17 protein-coding genes, 2 tRNA genes and 1 other RNA gene are annotated in these 23,496 nt (G+C 60.0%); 12 read left to right on the top strand and 8 right to left on the bottom strand.

Translation table 11 applies throughout. The features are described from left to right. Window positions 1-23: 23 nt before the first annotated feature. The 4 genes from RM6536_RS00245 to RM6536_RS00230 all read right to left on the bottom strand — a co-directional run bounded on the left by RM6536_RS00245 (window position 24) and on the right by RM6536_RS00230 (window position 8,143). Window positions 24-3,269, bottom strand: coding sequence for a hypothetical protein (locus RM6536_RS00245; protein ID WP_060823565.1), 3,246 nt, complete (start codon window positions 3,267-3,269; stop codon window positions 24-26). A gap of 236 nt (window positions 3,270-3,505) precedes the next feature. Continuing rightward, on the bottom strand, window positions 3,506-5,500 hold the full coding sequence (locus RM6536_RS00240; RefSeq protein WP_231917971.1) for an S-layer homology domain-containing protein: 1,995 nt from the start codon (window positions 5,498-5,500) through the stop codon (window positions 3,506-3,508). A gap of 406 nt (window positions 5,501-5,906) precedes the next feature. Further along, complete coding sequence (locus RM6536_RS00235; RefSeq protein ID WP_060823564.1) at window positions 5,907-6,977, bottom strand: S-layer homology domain-containing protein; 1,071 nt, start codon at window positions 6,975-6,977, stop codon at window positions 5,907-5,909. 374 nt (window positions 6,978-7,351) lie between these two features. Further along, on the bottom strand, window positions 7,352-8,143 hold the full coding sequence (locus RM6536_RS00230) for a YaaA family protein (RefSeq protein WP_060823563.1): 792 nt from the start codon (window positions 8,141-8,143) through the stop codon (window positions 7,352-7,354). Between the two features lie 125 nt (window positions 8,144-8,268). On the opposite strand from RM6536_RS00230, the gene rnpB reads away from it, so the two are divergent. Continuing rightward, window positions 8,269-8,674, top strand: an RNA gene (gene rnpB / locus RM6536_RS00225) — RNase P RNA component class A. Window positions 8,675-8,806: 132 nt separating this feature from the next. Here the strand turns inward: rnpB and def are convergent. The 3 genes from def to orn form a co-directional block, all read right to left on the bottom strand. Continuing rightward, window positions 8,807-9,379 carry a peptide deformylase gene (gene def, locus RM6536_RS00220; RefSeq protein WP_060823562.1) on the bottom strand — a complete coding sequence of 191 codons (573 nt, stop codon included), beginning with the start codon at window positions 9,377-9,379 and terminating at the stop codon, window positions 8,807-8,809. Window positions 9,380-9,595: 216 nt separating this feature from the next. Next, window positions 9,596-9,668 (bottom strand) — tRNA-His (locus tag RM6536_RS00215). A 106-nt stretch (window positions 9,669-9,774) separates the two neighbouring features. Next, entirely contained in the window at window positions 9,775-10,437 is a 663-nt protein-coding gene (gene orn, locus RM6536_RS00210; RefSeq protein ID WP_060823561.1) for an oligoribonuclease, read from the bottom strand. Between the two features lie 263 nt (window positions 10,438-10,700). Here orn and mptB point away from each other — a divergent pair, with 263 nt between their 5' ends. After that, window positions 10,701-12,374 carry a polyprenol phosphomannose-dependent alpha 1,6 mannosyltransferase MptB gene (mptB, locus tag RM6536_RS00205; protein ID WP_060823560.1) on the top strand — a complete coding sequence of 558 codons (1,674 nt, stop codon included), beginning with the start codon at window positions 10,701-10,703 and terminating at the stop codon, window positions 12,372-12,374. Between the two features lie 160 nt (window positions 12,375-12,534). Beyond that, window positions 12,535-12,610 (top strand) — tRNA-Arg (locus tag RM6536_RS00200). Between the two features lie 89 nt (window positions 12,611-12,699). On the opposite strand, the gene RM6536_RS00195 is transcribed toward RM6536_RS00200, so the two are convergent. After that, on the bottom strand, window positions 12,700-13,602 hold the full coding sequence (locus tag RM6536_RS00195; RefSeq protein ID WP_060823559.1) for an HNH endonuclease family protein: 903 nt from the start codon (window positions 13,600-13,602) through the stop codon (window positions 12,700-12,702). 397 nt (window positions 13,603-13,999) lie between these two features. On the opposite strand from RM6536_RS00195, the gene RM6536_RS00190 reads away from it, so the two are divergent. The 9 genes from RM6536_RS00190 to RM6536_RS00150 all read left to right on the top strand — a co-directional run bounded on the left by RM6536_RS00190 (window position 14,000) and on the right by RM6536_RS00150 (window position 23,358). After that, window positions 14,000-14,575, top strand: a complete 576-nt coding sequence (locus tag RM6536_RS00190; RefSeq protein WP_060823558.1) for a single-stranded DNA-binding protein — start codon at window positions 14,000-14,002, stop codon at window positions 14,573-14,575. Between the two features lie 217 nt (window positions 14,576-14,792). Next, on the top strand, window positions 14,793-15,140 hold the full coding sequence (rplS, locus tag RM6536_RS00185; protein WP_049337710.1) for a 50S ribosomal protein L19: 348 nt from the start codon (window positions 14,793-14,795) through the stop codon (window positions 15,138-15,140). A 194-nt stretch (window positions 15,141-15,334) separates the two neighbouring features. Continuing rightward, window positions 15,335-16,495 carry a signal peptidase I gene (gene lepB, locus RM6536_RS00180; protein ID WP_060823557.1) on the top strand — a complete coding sequence of 387 codons (1,161 nt, stop codon included), beginning with the start codon at window positions 15,335-15,337 and terminating at the stop codon, window positions 16,493-16,495. A gap of 15 nt (window positions 16,496-16,510) precedes the next feature. Continuing rightward, window positions 16,511-17,338, top strand: coding sequence for a ribonuclease HII (locus tag RM6536_RS00175; protein WP_060823556.1), 828 nt, complete (start codon window positions 16,511-16,513; stop codon window positions 17,336-17,338). A 98-nt stretch (window positions 17,339-17,436) separates the two neighbouring features. Then, window positions 17,437-17,763 carry a DUF2469 domain-containing protein gene (locus RM6536_RS00170; RefSeq protein WP_005506259.1) on the top strand — a complete coding sequence of 109 codons (327 nt, stop codon included), beginning with the start codon at window positions 17,437-17,439 and terminating at the stop codon, window positions 17,761-17,763. Between the two features lie 306 nt (window positions 17,764-18,069). Further along, window positions 18,070-18,570: a YraN family protein gene (locus RM6536_RS00165; RefSeq protein WP_060823555.1), complete on the top strand. Its 501-nt coding sequence runs from the start codon at window positions 18,070-18,072 to the stop codon at window positions 18,568-18,570. Further along, window positions 18,570-20,108 (top strand): YifB family Mg chelatase-like AAA ATPase, encoded by a 1,539-nt coding sequence (locus RM6536_RS00160; RefSeq protein ID WP_060823554.1) that lies wholly within the window; start codon window positions 18,570-18,572, stop codon window positions 20,106-20,108. The genes RM6536_RS00165 and RM6536_RS00160 overlap by 1 nt, the downstream gene beginning before the upstream one ends. A 171-nt stretch (window positions 20,109-20,279) precedes the next feature. Next, window positions 20,280-21,983: a DNA-processing protein DprA gene (gene dprA / locus RM6536_RS00155; protein ID WP_231917970.1), complete on the top strand. Its 1,704-nt coding sequence runs from the start codon at window positions 20,280-20,282 to the stop codon at window positions 21,981-21,983. A gap of 265 nt (window positions 21,984-22,248) precedes the next feature. Further along, on the top strand, window positions 22,249-23,358 hold the full coding sequence (locus RM6536_RS00150) for a tyrosine recombinase XerC (protein ID WP_060823552.1): 1,110 nt from the start codon (window positions 22,249-22,251) through the stop codon (window positions 23,356-23,358). Window positions 23,359-23,496: the final 138 nt, after the last annotated feature.

Here is a 23,496-nt window from a genome sequence, read left to right as displayed (position 1 = left end):
CCCCCCCTCACCACGACCGGGCGTTACCTGAGGTGGCTACCGCCGTGCTCCATACGGTACAGCATCAACGCAAAATCACCAGAGGAAATGGAAGAATTATCAAAACCCTCATAAGGGTATTCTCCGTCAACGCGGTAACCCCACACGCGGTAATCAACAGCCCACTGAGCCTCACGCCAGAAAGCGGTACCCTTAAGAGCCTTATGCTCCCAGCCGCTAGTACTCCGGGGCGCATCCTGGGTGCCCGGCACAGACGAGCTACGTGGCAATGAGGGAGAGGTCGGCGCCTTCGGCGTGACCTTACCCATCGCCTTCTGGTACCTGTACAGGAACGCCACCGTCGACGGGGTCGAAAGGTGCACATCCGGGTGGAACTTGCCATCCACCCAACCGAAGGTAATGCCCTTCTGACGAGCCCAAATGTACGCGGCGTAGTCCGGGTCGCTCGGTGCCACATCCGCGTAAGGACTGGTTGCAGGCAGCTCAACCTTCGGGGAACCCGCCAGGCGGTACAGCGCCACCGTCACATCGCGGCGCGTCATATCGTTATGCCAGGACTGCGGCGAAGGACCAGGCAGAATCTGACGCTCATCAAACCAGCGTTCAGCCGCCTGCAACTCATCCTCACGCGTCAGCTTCAGAGGAATATCCTCGACGTCAAGCTGCTCCACCGACTCCGCGGCACCATCCTTACCGGGGGTGACCTTCTCCAAAACCAGGCGATACGCACCCGAATAGCTCAGCTGCTGATCAATCGTCAGATTCAGCTCCACCCTGCCATCCTTGATGCGCTCAGCGGGGATCGCCCGCTGGAACACCGGCTGACCGGTCAAACGCCCCTGCTCATCAACGTGCTGCACCGAGAGGCGGTACGATCCTTCACCCGGTGCATAGAGCTCGGTAGCGCGCACCGTAAACGAGTTCGTCTTTGCGTACGGGTTCAGTCTCACCGACCCAAGGTGCAACGCAGGATGCGCGGTTTCCTGATTGGGGGAACGCACCGGAAGGAACTCAGCAACATCATTCAGCATAGAGCCCGGAGAATCTTCCATGCCGGGGTAAGGCAACCCGTCCCCATACATACCAATAAAGTAGAGCTTGCCCGGCTTCAACGTACCCGCAGGAATCTTCAGCTCCGTGCTGAAATAGTTATTGCGGAACCACCTGGAGTTAACCCCGGAGTACGTGTAGTCCACCTGCTGAGTGAACACGGGCTGACCCACCATCTTTCCCGTTGCAGGGTCAGCCTCATAGATAGCGACGACCGGCGACTCATTAGAAATCAGTTCACTAGCCTGGGAGAGGACATGGCGTCCCTCAACTCGCAGCGTCGTATCCTTCCACGGGTTATCGATAGCGGACTGACTGAAGGTGTAGGTCCCACGGGTCGGCTGCGCTTCCTGAACCACATCAATATGGGCGCGGGCATACAAACGGTTCGACCTACTCGAAGGTTCCGGCTCAAAATCATCCAACGGGTAGTACGACATCACCACATCGAAGAGCGTACCGTTGGCAACCTCAAGGTATTGCGGGGGAACCTTAAACGTGTAGGTGAGGCTACCGTCCGGGTTCTCCCGCACCTGATGCTCCAGATCCTTGAGCATTCCGCCGTACTCGTTGAGAGGCGGATAACTATGGTGCTCCTCATACACGTACACCGACCCGCGCGTCACCAGAGCCAGCTCGTAGAAAGCGTACTTCTTACGGAACTCGGCGCTCAACGGGGAAGTGGTCACCGACACCGTGCCGCCCTGAGAAATATTGAGGGTGCCCGAATCGACCTTCAACTTAACATTCGCCGGGTTCTCCCAATCAACAGCATCAGCGGCAGGAGGCGCCATCGGAAGCTGGGTGCTCACCGTGAACTTATGGCTACCGTACGAATACTTAGAGTCCGAGAACACTGCACGCACTTCAGCCATTGAGCCGCGAGAAGAAGGCCTATAGGAGGAATCACCGTGAACCTTATACTCAACCTCCACGGTCAGAGTGCCGTCAGCGTTGCGGGTCACCAGCTCATCCTGCTTATCGTATTGGCCCGCTACATCATTCCTCGCAAAGGGTGCCTGCTCACCAGAAGTAGCGTTATAAATCGACACAGAATCAAGGTAGTACCCCAGGTCCACCTCGGGTGAAATATTAGAAATAGTCACCTTATAGACGCGGTCCTGACCGGGATCAAAATTCTGCGCAGCAACAGATACCTTCGGCAGGGTGTTCCTGAACGAATTATTCTGATACGCCATGTGTGCGGGGTTATTGCCCACAGGAACGAAGGGGAACTTACGCGTCAGCTTAGGCCACCCGTGGGTTTCTACACCGGAAACACCCAGGGAATACCCCTTACCGGACTTCAGGACTCCCGCGGGGATCGTGATCTTCTTCTGGAAATAGCCGTTCGGAATCAGGCCCTTGAAAATGCGCTGATTCTCTTCCGTATCCGGTGCTTTCAGCTCACCAAGCGAAGCCACATTATCGTTCGTGACCTTTCCTTGCTCATCATGCTCGGATAGGGTGAATTTTACAGAACTGACATCCTGAAAACCGGTACCCGTCAACGTCACCTCGACCGGCTGGCCGGAAGCAATCTGCTCCTCAGAAATAGCCGAAACATCATAGGTGATGGAGGGAAGCACACCCTCCGGCACGTTATGCTCCACCGGCAGCGCCGTACGGACACGATCCTCAGTGTTCCACGCATAGGGGTGCGCATCGTCTACGGGGCGGTAGGTGAGAATGACCTCGTACTCCAGGTTTGCCGGCAGGCTATTCGCCGGAACCGTCAGGTCGGCGCTGAAACTGCCGTCAGCAGCTGGTTTCGGGGCGTCAAAGACGAGGCCGCGGTGATCGACTTTCTGGTAGGGGTTGGCGTAGGTTGAAGAGCCCTTCGGGGCAATTGTGAGGCTACGCAGTTCGTGATGCGCCAAGAACTCGGGGCTCAGCCCGGTACCCTCCACGTGCACGGTACCGCCGTGAAGAATGTCGAGGGAACCGCTGGACACGCGCAGGGTCGGCAGGGAAGCATCCTGCTGATCACCCTGTGCAGGTTTATTCTGCGCAGGTTTGTTCTGAGCGGGTTCGTTCTGCTGCACGGGCGCGTTCTGCACGGGTGCTTCTTGAGGCGCAGCCAGCGCAGCGGGAGTAATACCCGCAAGCGGACTCAAACCCAGCAGCAGCGACAGGCTGAGCACGCGTGCGCTCGCCGGGTGGCGCGGGGTTTCAGAATGGTGCGGGGCACCTCGTGGGGCGAAGAATGAAGACATCATAATCCCATCTACAAAATTTATACGGTGATTGAAATGAGTGAGTAGATGAAGTGAGTGAAGAAGTTGAGCGGATAGAACCTGAAAGCCAGACTAGGGGAGAAGACGCCCCGTAAAGCCTGGCGCCAGGCAAGAGAAGTCGCCGGGGAGGGGGAAACAAAGGGTTGCACCGGCGGGCTGAAAAGCCGAACTACGTCGAGCATCCCAGCCCATCGGTTACCCCTCACCACGACCGGGCGTTACCTGAGGCGGCTGCCGCCGTGCTCCATACGGTACAGCATCACAGCCACCTGACGGTACGACATCTTGTAGCCACCAAAGTTCTCATAGAGGTAACCTTGATCAGGAGTGTAACCCCAGATACGTTGCTCAATAGCCCAGCTAGACTCACGTGAAAAAGCAGTCTCCGGGCTGATCCAGAGCCGCCAATGAGAGCTAAGCGGGAAATGCGTCTGTTTCTTCGGGTTAGAGTCCGGCAGTGAAGGAGACGTTGGTAAGCTTGGCGACACCTCCCCACGGGCTCGCTGATACCTGTAGAGGAACGCGGCCGTGGAACGATCCGAAAGCGGCTCATTCGGGTGGAATCGACCATCAACCCAGCCGAACGTAATACCCCGCTGACGAGCCCAAATAATAGCGGTATAGTCAGGGTCGTCCGGCGTAATATCCGTGTAAGGGCTGGCTGCCGGAAGCTCAACCTGCGGCGCACCCGCTAACCGGTACAACGCCACCGTCACAGAACGGCGATTCACTGATTCCCAATCGTGATCAGTGGGGTAGTCCGGTAGAATTTGACGGTTCACAATCCACTTCCTGGCAGCCTCCATCTCCCGTTCCTGACTGATATCCGAGTCCAGGTCTTTGGAAGCAATCTGCTCAACCGAATCGACACCATCACCCTGATTCGGGGTTACCTTCTCCACAAAGAGCCTATAGGCCACATCAAAATTCAGGGCATAGCCAGGGAGAGAAAGCGTCTGCTCCGTACGACCCTTCTGAATGTTCCCGGCAGGAATCACTTTCTCCCAAGACTTCTGCCCGGTCGGACGGCCATGATCATCAATCGGCTGCAAGGAGAAACGGTAGTAACCCTTGGTCAGCGGCGGCAGACCCAAAATAGTCACCTTCAAAGTATTATTCTCGCGATAAGGGCTCACCTTATCTCCTGAGACGTAGATGCTGGTGGGAGCTTCATCTTGCTCCGGGGTACCTACCGGGATGAAATCTGCCACATCGGTCATCCACGCACCAGGGTATTCCTCCGAAGTCGGGTCAGGAAGACCACCGCCGTAGAAACCAATCCTGTACTGCCTGCCCGCTTTGAGGGTACCCCCGGGAATCGTGATAGCCGTACTGAAATGGTCGTTCAAGAAAGTATCACAGTACTGATCACACCTGGTGTAATTCAGGTTCTGAGTAAACACAGGTGAACCAATACCCCGCCCAGTCACCGGATCAACCTCAAAAAGGGTCAGGACCGCCGGGCCTTCAGGACCCAGAATGGTGCTTTTCGAGAGGATGTGGAAACCCTCAACCGTCAGGGTTGTATCCTCTTCCGGATGCTCGATAGAAGGTGAACTGAAGAGGTAGGTGGTCTTCGTAGGTTTAGCGTCCTGCACCACATCGGTAGGAGTACGGATTACCCGGCGATTCGACCACGTTAACGGATCCGGCGCATACTCATTCGACGGGTAGTACGTCAGTACCGTATCGAAGAGAGTCCCCTCTGGAGCCTCAACAACATGGGCGGGAACAACGAGCGTGAAGGTGAGGCTACCATCCGGGTTCTCTCGCACATTACCCTGCTGCTTGAGGTCACTAACCATCCCACCGTACTGAGTGAGGGGAACATAATTATGATGCCCGGCATGGACGTACGTGGAACCCCGTTCCACCAACGCGAGCTCGTGGAACGTGTACTTCTGACGGAATTCAGCGCTCAACGGAGAGGTCGTTACCGAAATGATACCGCCCTGAGAAATGTTGAGGGGGCCTGTCGTGACCTTCAAATCAACCTTCTCCAGTTCAGAGGTGGGATTGTCACCCTGCACTTGAGGCACCTGACGGGCCGGTGTTTCTTGAGTAGTTGCCTGCTGCGTGTTCACAGGGGAGGCGGGCGCCGGCTGAGCCGCCACCGGCGTCAAAGCCAGCAGCGGAGACAAACCCAAAACCAAGGAAGCACCCGCAACCCTTCGGTGCGTGCCACGAACAGGCGTAAAGAAAGAGGACATCATGATCCAATCTGAATTTTCTGCATGAAAGAGGGCGAATGAGAAAAGAAGTTGAGAGGATCAATGAGTGACAGTCCATCGCACCGAACCCGCACCGAATCCACATAGTAGAGGACCCGTAGCGGCGGCATGCTGAAGTGCAATTTCAGCCTACCAACCCGCGTCTTAGACATTCAATGAAAACACGAGAAAAACATTCCAATAAGAGTTATAAGACAAAAAATTCGAAAATTACGCCCCCGGTTTTATACAAAGCCCGCCCCCCAAAAAAAGACCACAAAGAAGGGGCGGTGAGAGAAAAACTCTCACCGCCCCTTCTATAGCCGCTATCTTCAGTTGCTGTTCTCAGAAGTCAACCCACGCTAAACCGTGTAGGGTCAACCGTCCGGTTCACGGCGCCTGCCAAATCCTAATCATCGAGATAAGGGCTATTGGGGATGGTGTCAAGCATGTCGAGCATTGACAGGACACGAGCCAGCTCCTCGCGGGTAGCAATCTTGGTCGGACGGAAATCCTTGCTCTTATAGTAATAGCTCGTATCAATATTCACCGACGAGTGCAGCCACGAGCACTCCACGAAGAACGGGGAACCAGGCTTCATATCGGCAGGGGTGGTCGGATTGTACCAGCGGGTACCGGTAGAGGAGGGAAGATGCTTGTAACGGTAGAAGAACGCAGCCATCGTAGCGCGGCTAGCCACCGCCTCCGGGTGCATCTTACCGTCAGACCAGCCGGAAGTCAGACCATTCTGATACGCCCAAATGTACGCCGCGTAACGCTCATCCTTCGGGGACAAATCCGGGAAAGGAGAACGCGCAGGAAGCTTCACCTTCGGCGAGCGGGCGCTTCGGTAGATAGCATCCATCAGGTCGCCGCGGGTCACCGCACGCTGGGGGTGGAAACAACGGTCCTTATCGAGTAGCAGAACCTTCGCTTTACATGACCTGTAGATATCGGGAGCGTACTCGCCATCCATATCAATGTCCACAATGAACGGTGCCCACGCGAACTCAGTGTCAATCGTGGGGCGAACTTCAAGAGTGCGCAGAATGGTGTACTGCTCACGGCGCGGACGAAGAGACAGACGAATACCATAGTTTGCATTCGGGCCGCCGGTGATATCACGATTAATGATGTGGTGCCTAATGTAGACATCATTCTCGATGCGCTTCTTCGGCTCAAGAGAGAAGAAATAGAACTGCCTGAAGCCCTTCTCCTTGGTGTAGTAGCCGGCCTCAATGTACGGGGTGTACAGGCCGGTATCAAGCACAGCCTGCAGACCGGTAATCTCGTAGCTGAGGTTGAAGCCGCTAATATCAAATGACGCCTCAGTAACCTTGAACGTCAGCGGGGTGGTCTTAACGTCCAAGGTGGCAGCCTGGGCGCTCTGCTCGCCGGCGTGGTGCGCACCCAAAGCGCCAGCGACTGTTAGTGCTGCCGCACCCTTAAAAAGGGCGCGACGAGAGGAAAAAATAGACATGATATTGTCCCATCGACGTGTTTCTGAGTGTTCACTTCTACGCTAGCAAACCAATAACCATTGGTTAAGCCTCTGCGAGTTTGTTATACGTACGTGGCATGTCGTGCTTCGTGTGTGCTGAGTTGAGAATATGAGCGTTTGTGAGCGAATTACCCGCCACCAATGGCGAGACGTTTAATACTATAAGCACTTCTGTGCACAAAAAGAAGGCGGATAGATAGACACTACCCGCCTTGCACCCCATAAAAACCTACCCGCTCAATGTGGGGAAATATGGTTTTACAGGGGGAAATACAGGCTTAAGCCCCTAGAAAAATAGTTAAAAAATTTTCAATATGATGCAAAAAATAGGCGAAAACAAATAGTTGGCCGACCTACTGCTCATGCACCAGCAGAGTCAAAACGCCCGCCTTACGCGCCGTCGGCAGGGTACACTCCACCGACCAGTCCTCGCTGACCGCCTCCAAAAATTCGGCAATACCCGCCGTAGAGCCGTCAATAGGACGAGCCGCCAAACCCGACTGAATCAGGTAGCGCGCAAACAGGCCGCGGTAATGCTTTGCCATGTGCGAGACGACCTTACGCGACCCATCAGCCGCCACACGCTCCACACGAACCGCCAGAGTCTGCGCCGGGGGAGTCACCCACGACTTCGCGTAGGCGGCAGAACGGCAATCCAGAATCAGCTGGTCCTTCGCGGTCGCCTCCAGGGTGGTACCCAACGCACCCTTCCAGAAGGATGCGAGCGCACCCACCGAACCCAGCTTCACGCCCATCGATAGGCGGTAGGCGGGGATCGCGTCCTCGGGGCGCAGAATACCCCACAGCGCCGAAGAAATCAGTAGCGACCAGTGCGCGGCATCGCGTTCGGCGGGGGAGAAGCTCGCGTAGTCCAGCGCCTCAAAGAGTACGCCCGTGTAGGTGCGGATCGCGGGCTGCGCCGGTTCGGTGAGCAGGCGCGTGTTGCGTTCCACCTCTGCTTCGAGGGATGTACCCACCTTGAGCTCCGCCAGGGCGTCGGGTCCCGAGCTGACAGCTGTCAGCTCCTCCAGGACGCTCTCACGCTCAGCCGTCAGTTCGGGGAACGAGAGGTCGGCAAAGCAGACGGGCGCGTTGCCTGCGGGGGCGGGAGTTTTACCTTCGGAGGGGGGAAGAAGAATCAGCATCTCTCCAGTGTACCCGCGAGGCCCAGCGTACGTGAGGCCCAGCGTACGTGAGGTCCAGTGTAGTTGTGAGAGAACCTGCGGAAATAGCCACCGCCGGGGGTGTGCGTATAATGGGTGAGGTGAAACGGGCCGTCCGGGCAATCGCGAGGCACACGTGCTTCGAGGAAAGTCCGGGCTCCACAGCACAGGATGGTGGATAACATCCACTCGGGGTAACCCGCAGGCCAGTGCCACAGAAAGTAAACCGCCGCGGTTCGCCGCGGTAAGGGTGAAAGGGTGGTGTAAGAGACCACCAGCGGGCGCGGTGACGTGCCCGGCTAGGTAAACCCCATTCGGAGCAAGGTCAAACAGAATACGCCATGGTAGGGTAGTGCGCCCGATCCCCGTCAGCTTCCTTCACGGAGGTGGGGTGCGTATTCGGGTAGGCTGCTTGAGACGTGCGGCAACGTACGTTCTAGATAGATGATTGCCTCAAAACGCCCCTTCGGGCGGCGTTTTAGACAGAACCCGGCTCATAGGATGACCCGTTTCACGCTACCGTTGACTGATGGAAAATATCATCGGCCGACGGAAAACGAAGACCGCGAATGCGCTTTTAGAGTGCATTCGCGGTCTTCGTTTTAAACTTCTCGAAAGGTCTCTGACCTTCAGAAGAGCTCGTGATTAGTGGCCGAACGGATCCGGATCCACGCCGGGCATCCACGAGTTACCGTCGACGGTCCAGCCTTCCTTCTTCACGACCTTCTTCATCTTGCCGGTCCACTTCTTGTTCAGACGGTTCACGTACAGCTTGCCGTCCAGGTGGTCGGTTTCGTGCTGCATGCAGCGTGCGAACCAGCCGGTCGCCTCAAACTGGACGGGGTTGCCGTGCTCGTCAAGACCGTTCACAGTCACCCACTCGGCGCGCTTGAGGGGGAAGCCGTAACCGGGGAAGGACAGGCAGCCCTCTTCCTCCTCGTACGGGTCCGGGTCGGCGGTAGAAATCTTGCCCAGGGTCAGTACCGGGTTGATGATGCAGCCGCGCGGGGGAACGCCGTCCTCATTCTCCATCTTGTAGGTGAAGATGCGCAGGCCCACACCGATCTGCGGTGCCGCCAGGCCCACACCGTTGGATGCGTCCATGGTTTCGTACATGTCAGCCACGAGCTCCTTGAGCTCATCATTAAACTCGGTGACGGGTGCCGCGGGGCGGTGCAGAACGGGGTTGCCGTGAATAACGATGGGGCGAATAGCCACGGAATTATCCTTTGCTTGTGTTGAACGGGAACTTGCCGGGTGTGCTTGCCGTGTGAAGATGCGCGGGGCGCACCCTGTTCCCGCTCGCTGGTTTAAAGTGCGGGTGTAGGGCTCTAATTCGGTACGCCGTGTGCGGGTGAACCGTGTACAGGCAAACCGAACAGGGGGTAAAGCGAAAGGGTCGTTACGGATAACCATAACGACCCTTTCCATCGGGGTGATCGACGGGGGTTGAACCCGCGACCTCCTGGACCACAACCAGGCGCTCTGCCAACTGAGCTACGACCACCATGTGCTTCGCTTGGTTTCCCTTGCGATATGCAACGGATACTACTGTACAGGAGATTCAGAAACCTGCCAAGTCGAAAAGCCGTGATGCTCGTTACATGCCGTGCTTACGCCTCGGATGCCTCAGCCTCGCGCTCAGCCGCCTCGCGGGCGGCACGCTCAGCCTCCACCTCGCGCGCAATCTGCGCCGAAGCAATCGCATCAGGGCCCTGCGGCACAAAAATAGCGCGGCGGTAATACTTCAACTCATCAATCGAGTCCTTGATATCACCCAGTGCGCGGTGGTTACCGGTCTTCGCCGGGGCGCTGTGACGAGCCGCCGGGTACCAGCGCGCCGCCAGCTCCTTAATGGTCGACACATCAATCACACGGTAGTGAAGGTGCGCCATGACCTCGGGCATGTAGCGCTCCAAGAAGCGCTTATCCATGCCCACCGAGTTGCCGCCCAGCTGCGCCTTGCCCGCCACCGGAACACACTTCTTGATGTAGCGAAGCACCTGCTCCTGCGCGTAATCCATCGACACACCGTGCTCAATATCGGGCAGCAGACCCGACGCCTCATGCATCGAACGCACAAAGTCATTCATGTTCTCCAGCGCACCGGCAGGAGACTCATCACCGGGCTTAATGACGAACTCAACGCCAGAACCCAGAATGTTCAAATCGGCATCCGTGACCAGAACGCCCACCTCGACGAGAGCGTCATTCTCCACGTCCAGGCCGGTCATCTCGCAGTCAATCCATACAATACGTTCACTAGAAATACTCACCCTCCCACTCTACCCCCAAACGCCGCCGGCCCGGCGGGCAGCACGTCACAAAAGGGGTACAAGATGGTGCAAGAAGGACACAGGTGGATGCACAAACAGCGGCAGCGGGGGAGAATAGCGCCACTCTGCGTGCTACCCGGTGTGCTATCCGGTGTGCCCTGCGGTGTGTCCACAAGCGTCTTCGCGGCAGTGATTCTCGCCAGTGCATCCAAGGGCTCCGGTATGATAAAAACCAGAACGACGATGCAGACAGAAAGGGAGTTATGCGCGCACCAAAGGAGCTAGCACACCGGCTCACCACACCCGGCGCACACGACGCACCTCTCTCACCCAAACTCCTGGACTACGTCAATAATCACCGTCTGCGCACGCTGATTATCGGCACCATCGGCTCCATCATGGTCACCCTCGGTTCCTACGCCGTCGGCTGGCTCGCCGACAGCTCCAGCTTCTGGCGCTACGACACTATCCGCGCCATCCGATTTGAAGCCGCATGGGTCATCACTGGCATCATCATGCTCGCCCTCGGCGCCATGATCATGTGCCGCGAATGGCTGCGCATCTACCAGAAAATGGGCGACTGGGACGAGCCCAACACCATGCGTTGGATGATTGCCGTCATCACCAGCTGGTCCCTGCCGCAGGTCTTCGCCTTCACCATCTACAGCCGCGACATGTTCTCCTACTACGGCCAGGGCATGGTCATGGCGCACGGCCTCAACCCGTACAAGCACGGTGTCTCCGAAATCTCGAACTTCATGCAGAACGGTGCGGACCCCATGTGGGCGGAATCCCCGCCCCCGTACGGACCGGTCTCCCTCAAGCTCGAAGAGTGGATTGTGCGCCTGGCGGGGGAGAACATCGACCTCTCCCTCTTCTACTTCCGCCTGCTCTCCGTGCTCGCGGTCATCGGCATCCTCTTCTACGTGGCAAAACTCGCCCAGGCGCACGGCTTCAACCAGGTCCGCGCCCTCTGGCAGATCGGCCCGAACCCGCTGTTCATCGCATCGTTCATCGCCAGTGGCCACAACGACTCGCTCATGACCATGTTCATGCTCGGCGGCCTCTACTACGCCAAGCGCTACCGCGACACCTGGTGGGGCGGTCCGCTCGGCGTGACCTTCGTAGCCCTCGGTGTTGCCGTCAAGCCGCTCGCCCTCGTGGTGCTGCCCTTCGTGGGTCTGCTCTGGGCGGGTAAGAATGCCTCCTGGCCGCGCAAGTTCATCTTCTGGGCGCTCGCCGGCGTGCTGCTGCTCGCCGAAATGGCGCTCATGGGCTGGGCAACCGGACTGGAATTCGGCTGGATCAAGGCACTGTCCACCACCGGCGGCCAGTACATCTGGTACACCCCCTTCGGCCTGGTCATCGGCGCCGCCTCCCTGTTCGTTCAGGGCGACGCCTTCGACGTGATCCGCAAGCTCATCGAGACCGTCGGCAAGGGCATCGGCATGCTTGGCGCCATGGCAATGGCATTCGTCGGACGCGACCGCAACATCGTGCGCCACGCCGGCCTCGCGATCCTGTTCATGCTCCTGTGCAGCCCCATGATTCAGCCCTGGTACCTGCTCTGGGCCATCCCGATGCTCGCCGCAACCGGCCTGCGCTCGCACTTCCAGCTCATGTGGTACTTCATCACCACGCTGTTCTTCATTGCGTACGGCGTGAGCGACCAGCTGAACGTGTCGCCCTACCTGCGCGATTTCAACCAGGACATGGGCCGACTCATTGCGACGGTCATCTGCCTGGGCTACATCATCTACCTGGTCGCCCTCGACCCGGCAACCCGCCGCCTGGTGTACGTGAGCCTGCACCCCACGCAGATTCGCCGCACCACCATCCGCCTGTGGTGGCAGCTGTTCCCCGGCGCATCAAGCCGCCGTGCACGCCGCCGCGAGGTGAAGAAGGCAGAACGGGAAGCCACCAAGGTAGGCTCCTAGCGCGAACACCCAGTGTAAACTCCCGGGGCGAAATCCCGGTGTAAACCCCCGGCGCGCTCGTCGGATGCCGTGCTCACCGGATGCACCGCCCAGCGGAGTAGCCCCGGCGTGGCACGTGCTGTGCATGAGAAGCATAAATTCTCATGTACCCTAGAGGAAGGCCTCAGTAGCTCAGAGGATAGAGCAGGAGCCTTCTAATCTCTTGGTCGGGGGTTCGATTCCCTCCTGGGGCGCCACATAGAAAAACCGCCCCGCACCCTAAACTCAGGGTGCGGGGCGGTTTTCTTTATGCTTTTACGTTGGTGCGCCGCGAGGTGCCGGGAGGCTACTTCTTATTCTTCGTCGGGTTGGTGTCCTTGCAGGAGTTGAGGACGCGCTCCATAACCTTCTTCTCGTCCGAGGTCACCCACAGCTTGTACTTCGCCTTCACGTGCACCTGGCGTGCCACGTAGGTGCAGCGGTAGGCGGTGTTGCTCGGCAGCCAGTCGGCGGCGTCCGCATCGGACTTCTGCTGGTTTGCCGGGCCATCTGCAGCCAGCAGGTTCTCCGGGTCGTTCGCCAGCTGGCGGCGCTGCTCTGCGGTCAGATCCTGCGCGCCGGTCTGCCATGCGTTCGAAAGGGCCACCACGTGGTCAATCTGCACTGCCGAGGAGGTCTTCTTGCCGCGCTTGAACTCGATGGTCTTGCCGGTGTACGGGTCATTCAGGGTGCCGCTGATTACGGTGCATGCGTGGGTCCTGACCTTGAAACGAACATTGGTCAGGTCGCGGCGCAGAATGTCGTCGCGAGTGTTGCACTTGTTGCCGTCAACGTCATCCCAGGCGGGGCCGAACTGATCACGAGAGTAGCCATTCTTCGAGGCGCGTTCCTTCACCTGCAGGGACGCCAGCTCGCTCTTCGCGGTCGCCAGATCCGGTGCGAGCGCGGTCGCGGGATCAACCGCTTTGTACGGGTTCTTGACCTCGGCGAGGGTTTCCGTCTGAACGTTGGTCTCTTCGTCATCGGTGGCGGAGGTGCTCTTATCGGAGCCGAGCAGGCCGTCCACGCCGTTCTTGCTCACGTAGACCAGGCCAATAATCAGCACAATGACGGCAAGCACGGCGAGCAGGCCGTAAATGAGGCGCTTCTTCTGCGGGTCCATCGAATCGGGCAGCTTGGGCAGGTTGCGTTGCAGCTGCTGAAGTTCCTGCAAAGAAGGCAGGTTGTTGTTCGCAGGCTTTTTGCTCACGGATTCTCCAAGGCGGGTAGACGGGATGCGGCTGAGTGCACCGCATCATCAAGGATAGAGTGCGCGGGGCTGAAATAGTGAACTTGAGGGCAAAAATAGCCGCCTCGACGCTGAGATACCTATCACGATGCCGGATGGGGTGGGGTTTTGCGGAGGTAGCTTTGGGGCGCGGGCGTGATGAGGGTGGGGGAGCAGTCGTCATATTTCTGCGGGGAGTGTGTTGCCGGCGGGCAAATTTTGAAAAAACGAGGCGAAAAGTTCAAAAATTTTATCCACAGGCGGCGCTCAAAACCGCAAAACGCAAGGTTATCCACAGATGCAGTGGTCAGCGGATGCAGGGTCGGCTCAGCCCTGGCAGGGTGGAGGAACCCCATCCACTAGTTTCTAAGGAGAAACCATGAGCGACACCATCCTGATCCGCGGATTCACCGCCTCCGACCCGGCACTGAGCACCCTGCCCAACGGGGTGCCCGTCGTGAACTTTCGCCTCGCCAGCACCCCGCGCTGGCAGGACGCCACCGGCACCTGGAAGGAAGGCACCACCAACTGGTACACCGTGAAAGCCTACCGCCGCCTCGCGCAGAACATCGCCACCTCCATTGAGAAGGGGCAGCCGCTGGTCGTGAGCGGCCGCCAGCGCATTAGCCGCTGGAACCGCGAAGACGGCACGCAGGGCACCACGGTAGAAGTGGATGCCCTGGGCATCGGTCACGACCTGAACTACGGTACGAGCACCTTCGCCCGCACCGTGGAAAAGCGCACGGTCAACGAGGGTGCCATGCAGGGGGCGCCGCAGCAGAACGCAACGCAGCAGGACACGCCGCAGTATGCGTCTGCTCAGGAGGCGCCTCAGTACGCGCCGCAGTATGCCCCGCCGCACGCACCTCAGCAGAACGCGGAGGCGCCGGGCGTGACCGCGCAGGGCGCTCCAGCACAGAACGGGGGAGCGCAGAGTGACGAACCCCCCTTCTAAAAGTGCTCCCCGGATGCTTGCATAAACGCGGGTGCATTGGGATAATGGAGCATTGTGTTGACATCGGGCACGCCCCTGCCGCAGGGGGGAGAGCGACCAACGATGTCAACCTTCGGGCACCAATCCTGTCCGAAGCATGAGGTTTTCTGTCCCGCAGTGGGGCAGAGCAATCTGAGTCTATTTGACCTGCGGCAGATGACTCTGGAGATCTACAACTATGCAGACTCTTGACTTCCTCGACAAGAAGTCCCTCCGTGACGACATCCCCGCATTCGGCCCCGGTGACACCCTGAACGTTCACGTTAAGATCGTTGAAGGTAAGAACCACCGTATCCAGGTCTTCAAGGGCTTCGTCGTTGGCCGCCAGGGTGCAGGCGTTCGCGAGACCTTCACCGTCCGCAAGGTTTCCTTCGGCGTTGGTGTTGAGCGTACCTTCCCCGTTCACTCTCCCTCCATCGAGAAGATCGAGGTTGTGACCCGCGGTGACGTCCGTCGTGCAAAGCTGTACTACATGCGCGACCGCCACGGTAAGGCTGCTCGTATCCGCGAGAAGCGCGAGTTCTAATCTTTATAGATACAGAATTCTGTTGCAAACCGCTCCCCAACCGCATTCCGCGGGCACGGAGCGGTTTTTGCATATTCTGAGAACCTTGCCGCTCTCAGAAAATAAAAGCCCAAGAGCGCAAGCACTCTCGATACAATAGCTAGGTACCGTTTCACTCGAGCTAGGTATCTCTCAAACGAAAGGCTCACTCCAGCATGGCAGACGATAAGAACACTGCGAACACCAGCCCCTTCCCTGAGGGATACCAGCCTCAAAGCCGCCGTGAGCGCCGCGAAATGGAAGAATACTTTGCGCGCCTCGCCGACGAAAAGTCGGCAGCAGAGAAGTCGGACGCTGAGAAGACTGCGACCGAGAAGGATACCCCCTGGACGGCATCCGCGGGCGCTACGGAGGCGACCGAAGACGATACCAAGAGCACCCGCGAGGTGGTAGCTAGCGCCGAGGCGAGCACCGCCTCCACCGGTGCATCTGAGAGTGCCGCCGCAGCTTCTTCCGCCGCGAAGGATGCGAAGAAGAGTGCCGCAGTGAAGAATACCGAGGGCGAAAAAACCACCGATAAGGAGAACGCTGCAGACGTGGAAACCACCAAGGACTTCTCCGAAATGACCCCCAAGGAACGCCGCAAGGCTAAGCGCGCCGAACAGGCAGAGCTGACCTACTCCCAGGCACAGGAAGAAGGTCGCCTCGGCGAATGGTTCTGGGTGCAGGCACGTGAGGGCGGCACCGTCATCCTCTACGCGCTGGTCATCGCGTTCCTGGTCAAGACCTTCCTGCTGCGCGGCTTCTACATTCCCTCCGGCTCCATGGAGCAGACCTTGCAGGTGAACGACCGCGTGTTCATTAACGTGGCGGGCTCCTACTTTAGCGAGCCCAAGCGCGGCGACGTCATCGTCTTCAAGGACTCTCAGGGTTGGATTCCCTCCACCCAGAAGTCCAGCAGCCCGCTCAAGGACGCCCTGTCCTTCGCGGGTATTCTGCCGGATACCTCCTCGAACTTCCTGGTCAAGCGCGTTATCGGCACCCCCGGTGACGTGGTCGAAAGCGACGGCAACGGCAAAATCAAGGTCAACGGTGTAGAGATTACCGAACCGTACCTGTACCCCGGCAACCCGCCCTCGGAGGTGCCCTTCAAGGTGACCGTGCCCGCCGGCAAGTACTTCGTGATGGGTGACCACCGCAGCAACTCCGCCGACTCCCGCTACCACATTAGCGACGGTACCGCGTTCATCTCCAAGGACGACGTGCAGGGTAACGTGTTCGTGGTGGCGTGGCCGCTGAACCACTTCGGTCTGCTGCAGGATCAGAGCTCGGTGTTCTCCTCGATTCCCGAGCCGACCTCTACCCCGAGCGAGTAAGCGAGCTTGGGAATGATGGTGAGCGCTCAGAAGAGCGCAACGAAACCCGCTCAAGCTAAGCCCTCGAAGGCAACCCCGCCCGCCGCCGACCTCGAGTACGAGCAGCAGCTCTTCGCCTCCGGCGCCCGCACGGTTGCCGGAATCGACGAGGTGGGCCGCGGCTCCATGGCGGGCCCGGTCACCGTGGGCGTCGCAATCCTCACCCCGGACGCTACCCTCGATGTGGGCGGGCTGATCGACTCCAAGGCGCTCTCACCGGCACGCCGCGAATCCATGGTTCCCGAAATCCGCCAGTGGTGCGCCGTGGCGGTCGGGCACGTGGAACCGGCGGACATTGACCGGCTCGGCATGACCCTCTCGCTGAGACTTGCCGCCCAGCGTGCGCTCGCCGAACTGGCGCGCCGCGGATACCGTGCCGACGCCGCCCTACTGGATGGTAAGCACGACTGGTTCACCCCTCCGCAGGAAGACCTGTTCAGTGCGCTGGCACCGGGCCCGGCGCAGGCACACTACAACGCCCTGCTCGCCCAGGCGTGGGAAGGCGCGGGTGAAGGCGGCGCAGGTGAGCCCGCGCAGATGCCGGTGACCATGGTCATCAAGGGCGACTACAAGTGCGCCTCCATCGCCGCCGCCTCGGTGGTTGCGAAGGTGGAACGTGACGAGCTGATGGTCCAGCTGGACGCCCGCTACCCGGGGTACGGCTGGGCAAAGAACAAGGGTTACGGATCCGCCGCTCACCGCGAGGCGATTAGCGTGCAGGGCCCCAGCCCGCAGCATCGCCTATCATGGTCGCTTCCGGCAACCGCCGAGCAGATTGAGGCGGCAGCAGCACAGCGCGGCTAGGGTGCGTGATGTTCCTGAAAACCGCGCCTCGGAAGCCTGCGAAAGCCTAACGTGCCACCGCTGAATCAGTACTAAGAAAGCCCAGGAAAGGAAGAGTAGTGAGCGCAGAAGACCTCGAAAACTACGAGACCGACGCCCAAATGGCGCTCTACCGCGAATACAAAGACGTCATGTCGCTCTTTAGCTACGCGGTAGAAACCGACCGACGCTTCTACCTGGCAAACCAGGTGGACGTCACCCCGCACGTGCAGGACGGCACCCTCTACTTTGAGGTGAGCATGAGCGACGTGTGGGTGTGGGATGTATTCCGCTCCAACCGCTTTGTAAAGAAGGTGCACGCCTACTCGGTGCGTGACGTGAACGTGGAGGAGCGCCTGCCCAACCAGGAGTTCACCGTGCCGGAAATGCCGGACTTCAACGCCTAAAATAACGCCTAGCTCGATACCTCGCCGGGGTAGGCGCGTGGGTGCCCAAGTTGCCGGGCGGCGGGACTGAGTGATGAAAGCGCGCGCAGAACTAGGCGACGAACCTGCGCAAATATGACGCGCCGAATCGGCGCACGGGCGGTGTTTTTGAAAAATATACCCCAAAATTTCAAATAAACGACTGTGGATAACCTCTAATTCCTTCTGGAAGCCGAGGTTATCCACAGTTTTTCGTTAACCGCGTTCGGGCACGCGCGCGGCGGGCACAGTAGAAGCACAACCGCTATCTACTTAGGGGAGAGACCCATGACACCAGCCCGAATAACAGCCCGCGCCGCAACCCGAAGCGCACCCAACAGATCCCTGCTCGGCAGAACCCAGCTCCAGGGAACCAGGTCTCAGCGAACCCAGCTCCACAAAACCCCGCCTCGCGCCCACAGCGTCGGGCGTTGGGGTGAGGAGCTGACCGCCCGCATCCTTGAGACGAACGGCTACCGCATCCTGGAGAGGAACTGGCGCCCGCCCGCCGGACTGGAACACGAACAGATTCGCGGGGAGCTCGACCTCATCGCCATTGACCCCGAGGACGAGCTGGTGTTCGTTGAGGTCAAGACCCGCAGCAGTGAAGACTTTGGGCACCCGTTTGCGTCCATTGACCGCGATAAGGCGCGCCGCACGCGCTCGCTGGCGATTCTCTGGTGCAGGCTGCGTGAGAACCTGGATTTTCCGCGTTTTCGCATTGACGCAATTGCGGTGACCGGGACCTGCGAAACCTTCACCTTCGAGCACCTGAAGGCGGTGGCGTAATGGGATTCGCACGCACCTATTCCGTGGCGCTGGTTGGCCTGCGCGGGCACATTGTTGATGTTGAGGCGGATATTTCGCAGGGCCTGCCCGGCTTCGTGCTGCTGGGTCTGCCCGATACCGCGCTCAACGAGTCTAAAGAGCGTGTGCGCTCCGCGGCGAAGAACACCGGCATCACCCTCACCCAGCACCGGCTTACCGTGAACCTGACCCCGGCGACCCTGCCCAAACGCGGCTCGGCGTTCGACCTAGCCATCGTGGTTGCGGCGCTGCAGGCGGAGAAGAAATTGCACCCCAGCGGCGATAGCGTCTTCCTGGGCGAGCTGGGACTGGACGGAACGCTACGCCCCGTGCCGGGTATCCTGCCAGCGGTCAAAGCCGCTGTGGATGCCGGTCACCACCGCGTGATTGTGCCCGCCGAAAATGCTGAGGAGGCGGCGCTGATTCCCGGCGCGCAGGTGAGCGGTTTCCGCTGCCTGGCGGAGGTTTTTGCCGCTCTCGGCGCCGAGAGCCAGAAGCTGACCTACCCGCCCGCCCCTCAGACGGAGGCGAGCGCACCGGTGGCGAAACCGGCTGAAATCCCTTCGGATATGAGCGATGTTGCCGGTCAGTCGCAGGGACGTTTCGCCCTCGAAATCGCCGCTGCGGGTGGTCACCACATGCTGCTGACCGGCCCGCCCGGTTCGGGTAAAACCATGCTTGCGGAGCGCCTGCCGAGCATCCTGCCGACCCTCGACAACGACGCCGCGATGGAGGTGACCGCGATTCGTTCCCTCTGCTCGGCGGGGGAGCACCTGAGTGAGCTGGTGCGTCAGCCGCCGTTTGAGGCGCCGCATCATAGCGCCTCCGCGCCGGCGATTCTGGGCGGCGGCAGCGGCATTCCCCGCCCGGGCTGCGTGTCTAAAGCGCACCGCGGCGTGCTCTTTCTCGACGAGGCGCCGGAGTTCAAACGCACGGTGCTCGATTCGCTCCGTCAGCCCCTGGAGTCAGGGACCGTGACCCTGGATCGGTCGAGTGCGTCGGCGACGTATCCGGCGCGTTTTCAGCTGATTTTGGCGGCGAACCCGTGCCCCTGCGGCATGAACGTGGGTACCGGTACGGAGTGCACGTGTGCCCCGCGTGAGCGTCGCGCCTATTTTGGGCGACTGTCGGGCCCGCTGGTGGACCGCATTGATGTGAATGTGACGGTTCCGAAGGTGTCTTCCACGGAGCTTGCGGGCGGTCAGGTGAATGAGAGTTCGGCGCAGATTCGTGAGCGCGTCATGGCGGCGCGGCAGGCTCAGAAGGAGCGCCTGGAACCGTACGGGTTGAAGACGAATGCGGAGATGAACGGCAAGATTCTGCGCGGTCCGCTGCGTCTGGATGCGAAGCTCACCGGCGAGCTGAACGCCGCCGTGGATCGCGGAACGCTGACGGCTCGCGGCTACGACCGGGTGTTGCGTATCGCCTGGACTCTCGCCGATTTGGAGGGCGCCGCCTACCCGAGCCGGGAGCACCTGGATGTGGCGCTTTTTCTGCGGCAGCAGGGGCAATTGAAATAATGTGCCAGCTGAAATAGGGACAGTGGACATAGCGTGCCGGTTTATAGAAGGAATCACTCACGAGAGGAGAAGAACATCATGGGTGAGAAGAAGCTCAGAAAACGAGCTGAAGAGGCCGAATTGAAAGAAAATGCGCTGAGAGAAGCAGTGCTGGAAGAGCGTGTGCCAGAAGTGAGCCTGCCAGAAGCGAGCGCGGCTGAGGAGAGCGTTGTGGGGGATTTTGTGCAGGAGGAACTGCAGATCCGCCTGCCAGGCCGCACCCTGGATGCGCACGCCCTGGTGCGTGAGAGGGTTGCGCATATTCTGTCGCTGGGGCAGGAACCCTCGCCGAGCCCGTATAACGCGGCGCGGTTGCCGGGGTTCCTCGCCTCCTGCCTGAACCCGGTGTATCTAGAAGACCCTGTGTACTTAGAGGAGATGCACCGGGAGGAACAGCCGGGGGAGGAGCCACAGAGCGAGGGGCTACAGGGCGAGCGTCCCGAAGCTGCGGCGGGTACAGCCTCCAGCGGTCCTCACCCCGCACCTCTCTTCAACCCTGAGCTCAGCGCGGAGGAGCTTGAGGCAGCGTGCCGCGAGTACATCCGCTGCTGCACCGCCCAGCTGATGCGCTACGCCGAACCCGCCGATGAGCTCGTGGTCGAATCCCTCACCAGCCTGGGTGCGCCGCTGACCCTGCACTATCTGCTGACCGGGCACATCCCGGATGAACACACCTGGGAGCACGGCGAACCGGATGCGCAGCTCAGCGAATTTCTGCACTCGGTGGGCGCGCCCGCCGAGGGGGAGTCCACCCTGTTCTGTAGCGCGAATGGCTACTACACACCGGGTGAGCATCAGATGAGCCGCGATAAGTTCGGCAAGGCGCTCGCGACTCGCCGCCTGCGCTGGAACCGCCGTATGGAACGCACCCTGAACGCGGAGGCGCACATGGCGGCAACCTGCGGGGCGTGGCTGGTCACTCCCGCCGATCCGCTGTGGCCTCCGCAGCTGAACGATTTGGGGCCTGCCCGACCGTACGGGCTGTGGTGCCGAGGCGATTCGCGGCACCTGCTGGATTTGGCGTCTGCTCCGAGCGTGGCGCTGGTCGGTTCGCGTGACCCGAGCATCTACGGTACGGAGGCGACGACCCACCTTGCCGCCGAGCTGTCACGCCGCGGGTACACGGTGATTTCTGGCGGTGCGATGGGCATCGATATTGCGGCGCATCGGGCGGCGCTGACCCAGCAGGGCAGCGACCTGCCGACCATCGCCTTCATGGCGGGTGGGCTGGATCGGCTGTACCCGGCGCAGAACTCGGATGCGTTGAACATGATTGTTGACCGCGGGCTCATCATGAGCGAGGTGAGCGTGGGTAACACCCCGACGCGTTGGCGTTTTCTGGAGCGTAACCGCCTGATTGCGGCGTTGGCGCGGCACACCATTGTGGTGGAGGCGCGCTGGCGTTCCGGTGCGCTGAATACGGCTCGTCATGCGATGGAGATTGGGCGTACTCTCTGGGCTGTTCCGGGGCAGATTAACTCGCCGAACTCGGTGGGCACGAACCGTCTGCTACGCGATGGACTAGCGCAAACGCTCACCGAGGCCGCCGATATTCTCGACTACGATGCCGCCGCGGGTTTTGAGCTGGGTACCGAGCACGAGAGCGAATGGGATCGGGCTGCCTCCTCCAGTGCGTTGGATGAGCTGACGGAGCGGCAGGGTAGGGTCTGGGATGATTTGAGCCCGCGCTCCTACCGCGGCGTGGACGAGATTGCCGCCGCTTTGGGCTTGAGCGCTCGCGATGTGATGGCTGACCTGTTCCACCTGGGTCGTTGCGGTTTGGCGGAGAGCAGTGGAACGAGCTGGAGGAAGGTCCGCCCGGCTGCCGCAGCGTAGGAGAGCCCCCGCTGAACACCTCGGCCGAACATCCTGGCTGAACACCCGGCTATAGCGGGATGCGGTGGTCAATCATGACAGGACGGCACGTGGGGGAGGCTGAACCTCTCTACAATTGGGGTAGGCTCGCGCGTACTGGCGCGGAGCCTACCCCGCCGTCCTAACGGCAGATGCGCCGGGGGATAGAAATAGGCTGTTGAGAAGCATCAACGCCGCTAGAAACGTAGCTAGAACCAGGAACCAAGAACCACGAAAGGAGGGACGCATGACCCCCGCCCGCCAGCACGAAAACCGGAGCGAGAGCCGGGAAGAATACCGAGATGAGGCTCCCTCCACGACCCTGCCGGTGACCTATACCCGTAGCCTCGCCGCTGATTATCCCGGCGCCCAGGCTGAGGGTCCAGATTCTGCCCTGCCCGGCTCTGCTCTACCTGAATCGGCACTGGGCGTTTCCGGCGAGGTGTTCCGCCCCGTCCTGGACCGTTTTGAGCGTTTTCTGCGCTATGAGAAGCACCGTTCCGAAGAGACAATCCGCTCCTATATTTCGGATTTGGAGGGCTTCTTCGGCTACATGGCGCGCCGCGGCGTGCGGCATCTGGATAGCATTGACGCGTCCCTGATTCGTGAGTGGTTGGGTTCGCTGCATCTGCGGCAGGCGGCTCGTTCTACGGTGGCGCGCCGCGGCTCGACCCTGCGCACGTTCTTCACCTGGGCTCAGGAGGAGGAGCTGGTGCACGCCAACCCCACGCGCGGTATGCGCACCCCCAAGCGGGAGAATCACCTGCCGCCGGTGCTGAGCCGTGAGCAGATGAACCAGCTGCTGACTACCCTGCAGGAGCGCCGGGCGCAGGATCCTCGTGATGCACGCCTGCTGCGCCTGGAAGCCGTGGTTGAGGTGCTGTACGCCTCGGGCATGCGTATTTCTGAGCTGACCGGCCTGGATTTGCAGAGCGTGGACCGGGCGAATAAGACGGTGCGCGTGCTGGGTAAGGGTAATAAGGAGCGCGTAGTGCCGCTGGGCACCCCGGCGCTCAAGGCGTTAAATCGTTGGGTGTCGTATGGTCGTCCGCAGTGGATTCCGGAGGGCGCTCAGGGCGTGACGGCGCTGTTTATTGGCCCTCGTGGTGGGCGTGCGAATGCCCGTCAGATTCGTGAGGACCTGACCCGCCTGCTGCGCACGGTGGAGAACACTCAGGCGTCGGGCGCGCACGTTTTGCGTCATTCAGCGGCGACTCACCTGGTCGATGGTGGTGCCGATATCCGTTCGGTGCAGGAGCTGCTGGGTCATTCATCGTTGGCGACCACGCAGATTTACACGCACGTGTCGATGAAGCGTTTGGCGGAGACATACGCGCGGGCGCATCCGCGAGCCTAGGGGTGGCAACCCTAAAGTTAGCTGTCTCTCTATTTGAACCTTGCCCGTTCGGGTTGTACGAATGGGTGAATTCAATCTAAGCTATACACTGTTCAACCACTGTCTAGGCTCCCAGTGCACCCCAAAATTCTTGCACTG

The organism is Rothia mucilaginosa (assembly GCF_001548235.1).
In the GTDB taxonomy this organism is placed as follows: domain Bacteria; phylum Actinomycetota; class Actinomycetes; order Actinomycetales; family Micrococcaceae; genus Rothia; species Rothia mucilaginosa_B.
Note: the sequence above shows the minus strand (reverse complement) of the source record. Positions and strands in the feature narration are given on the sequence as shown.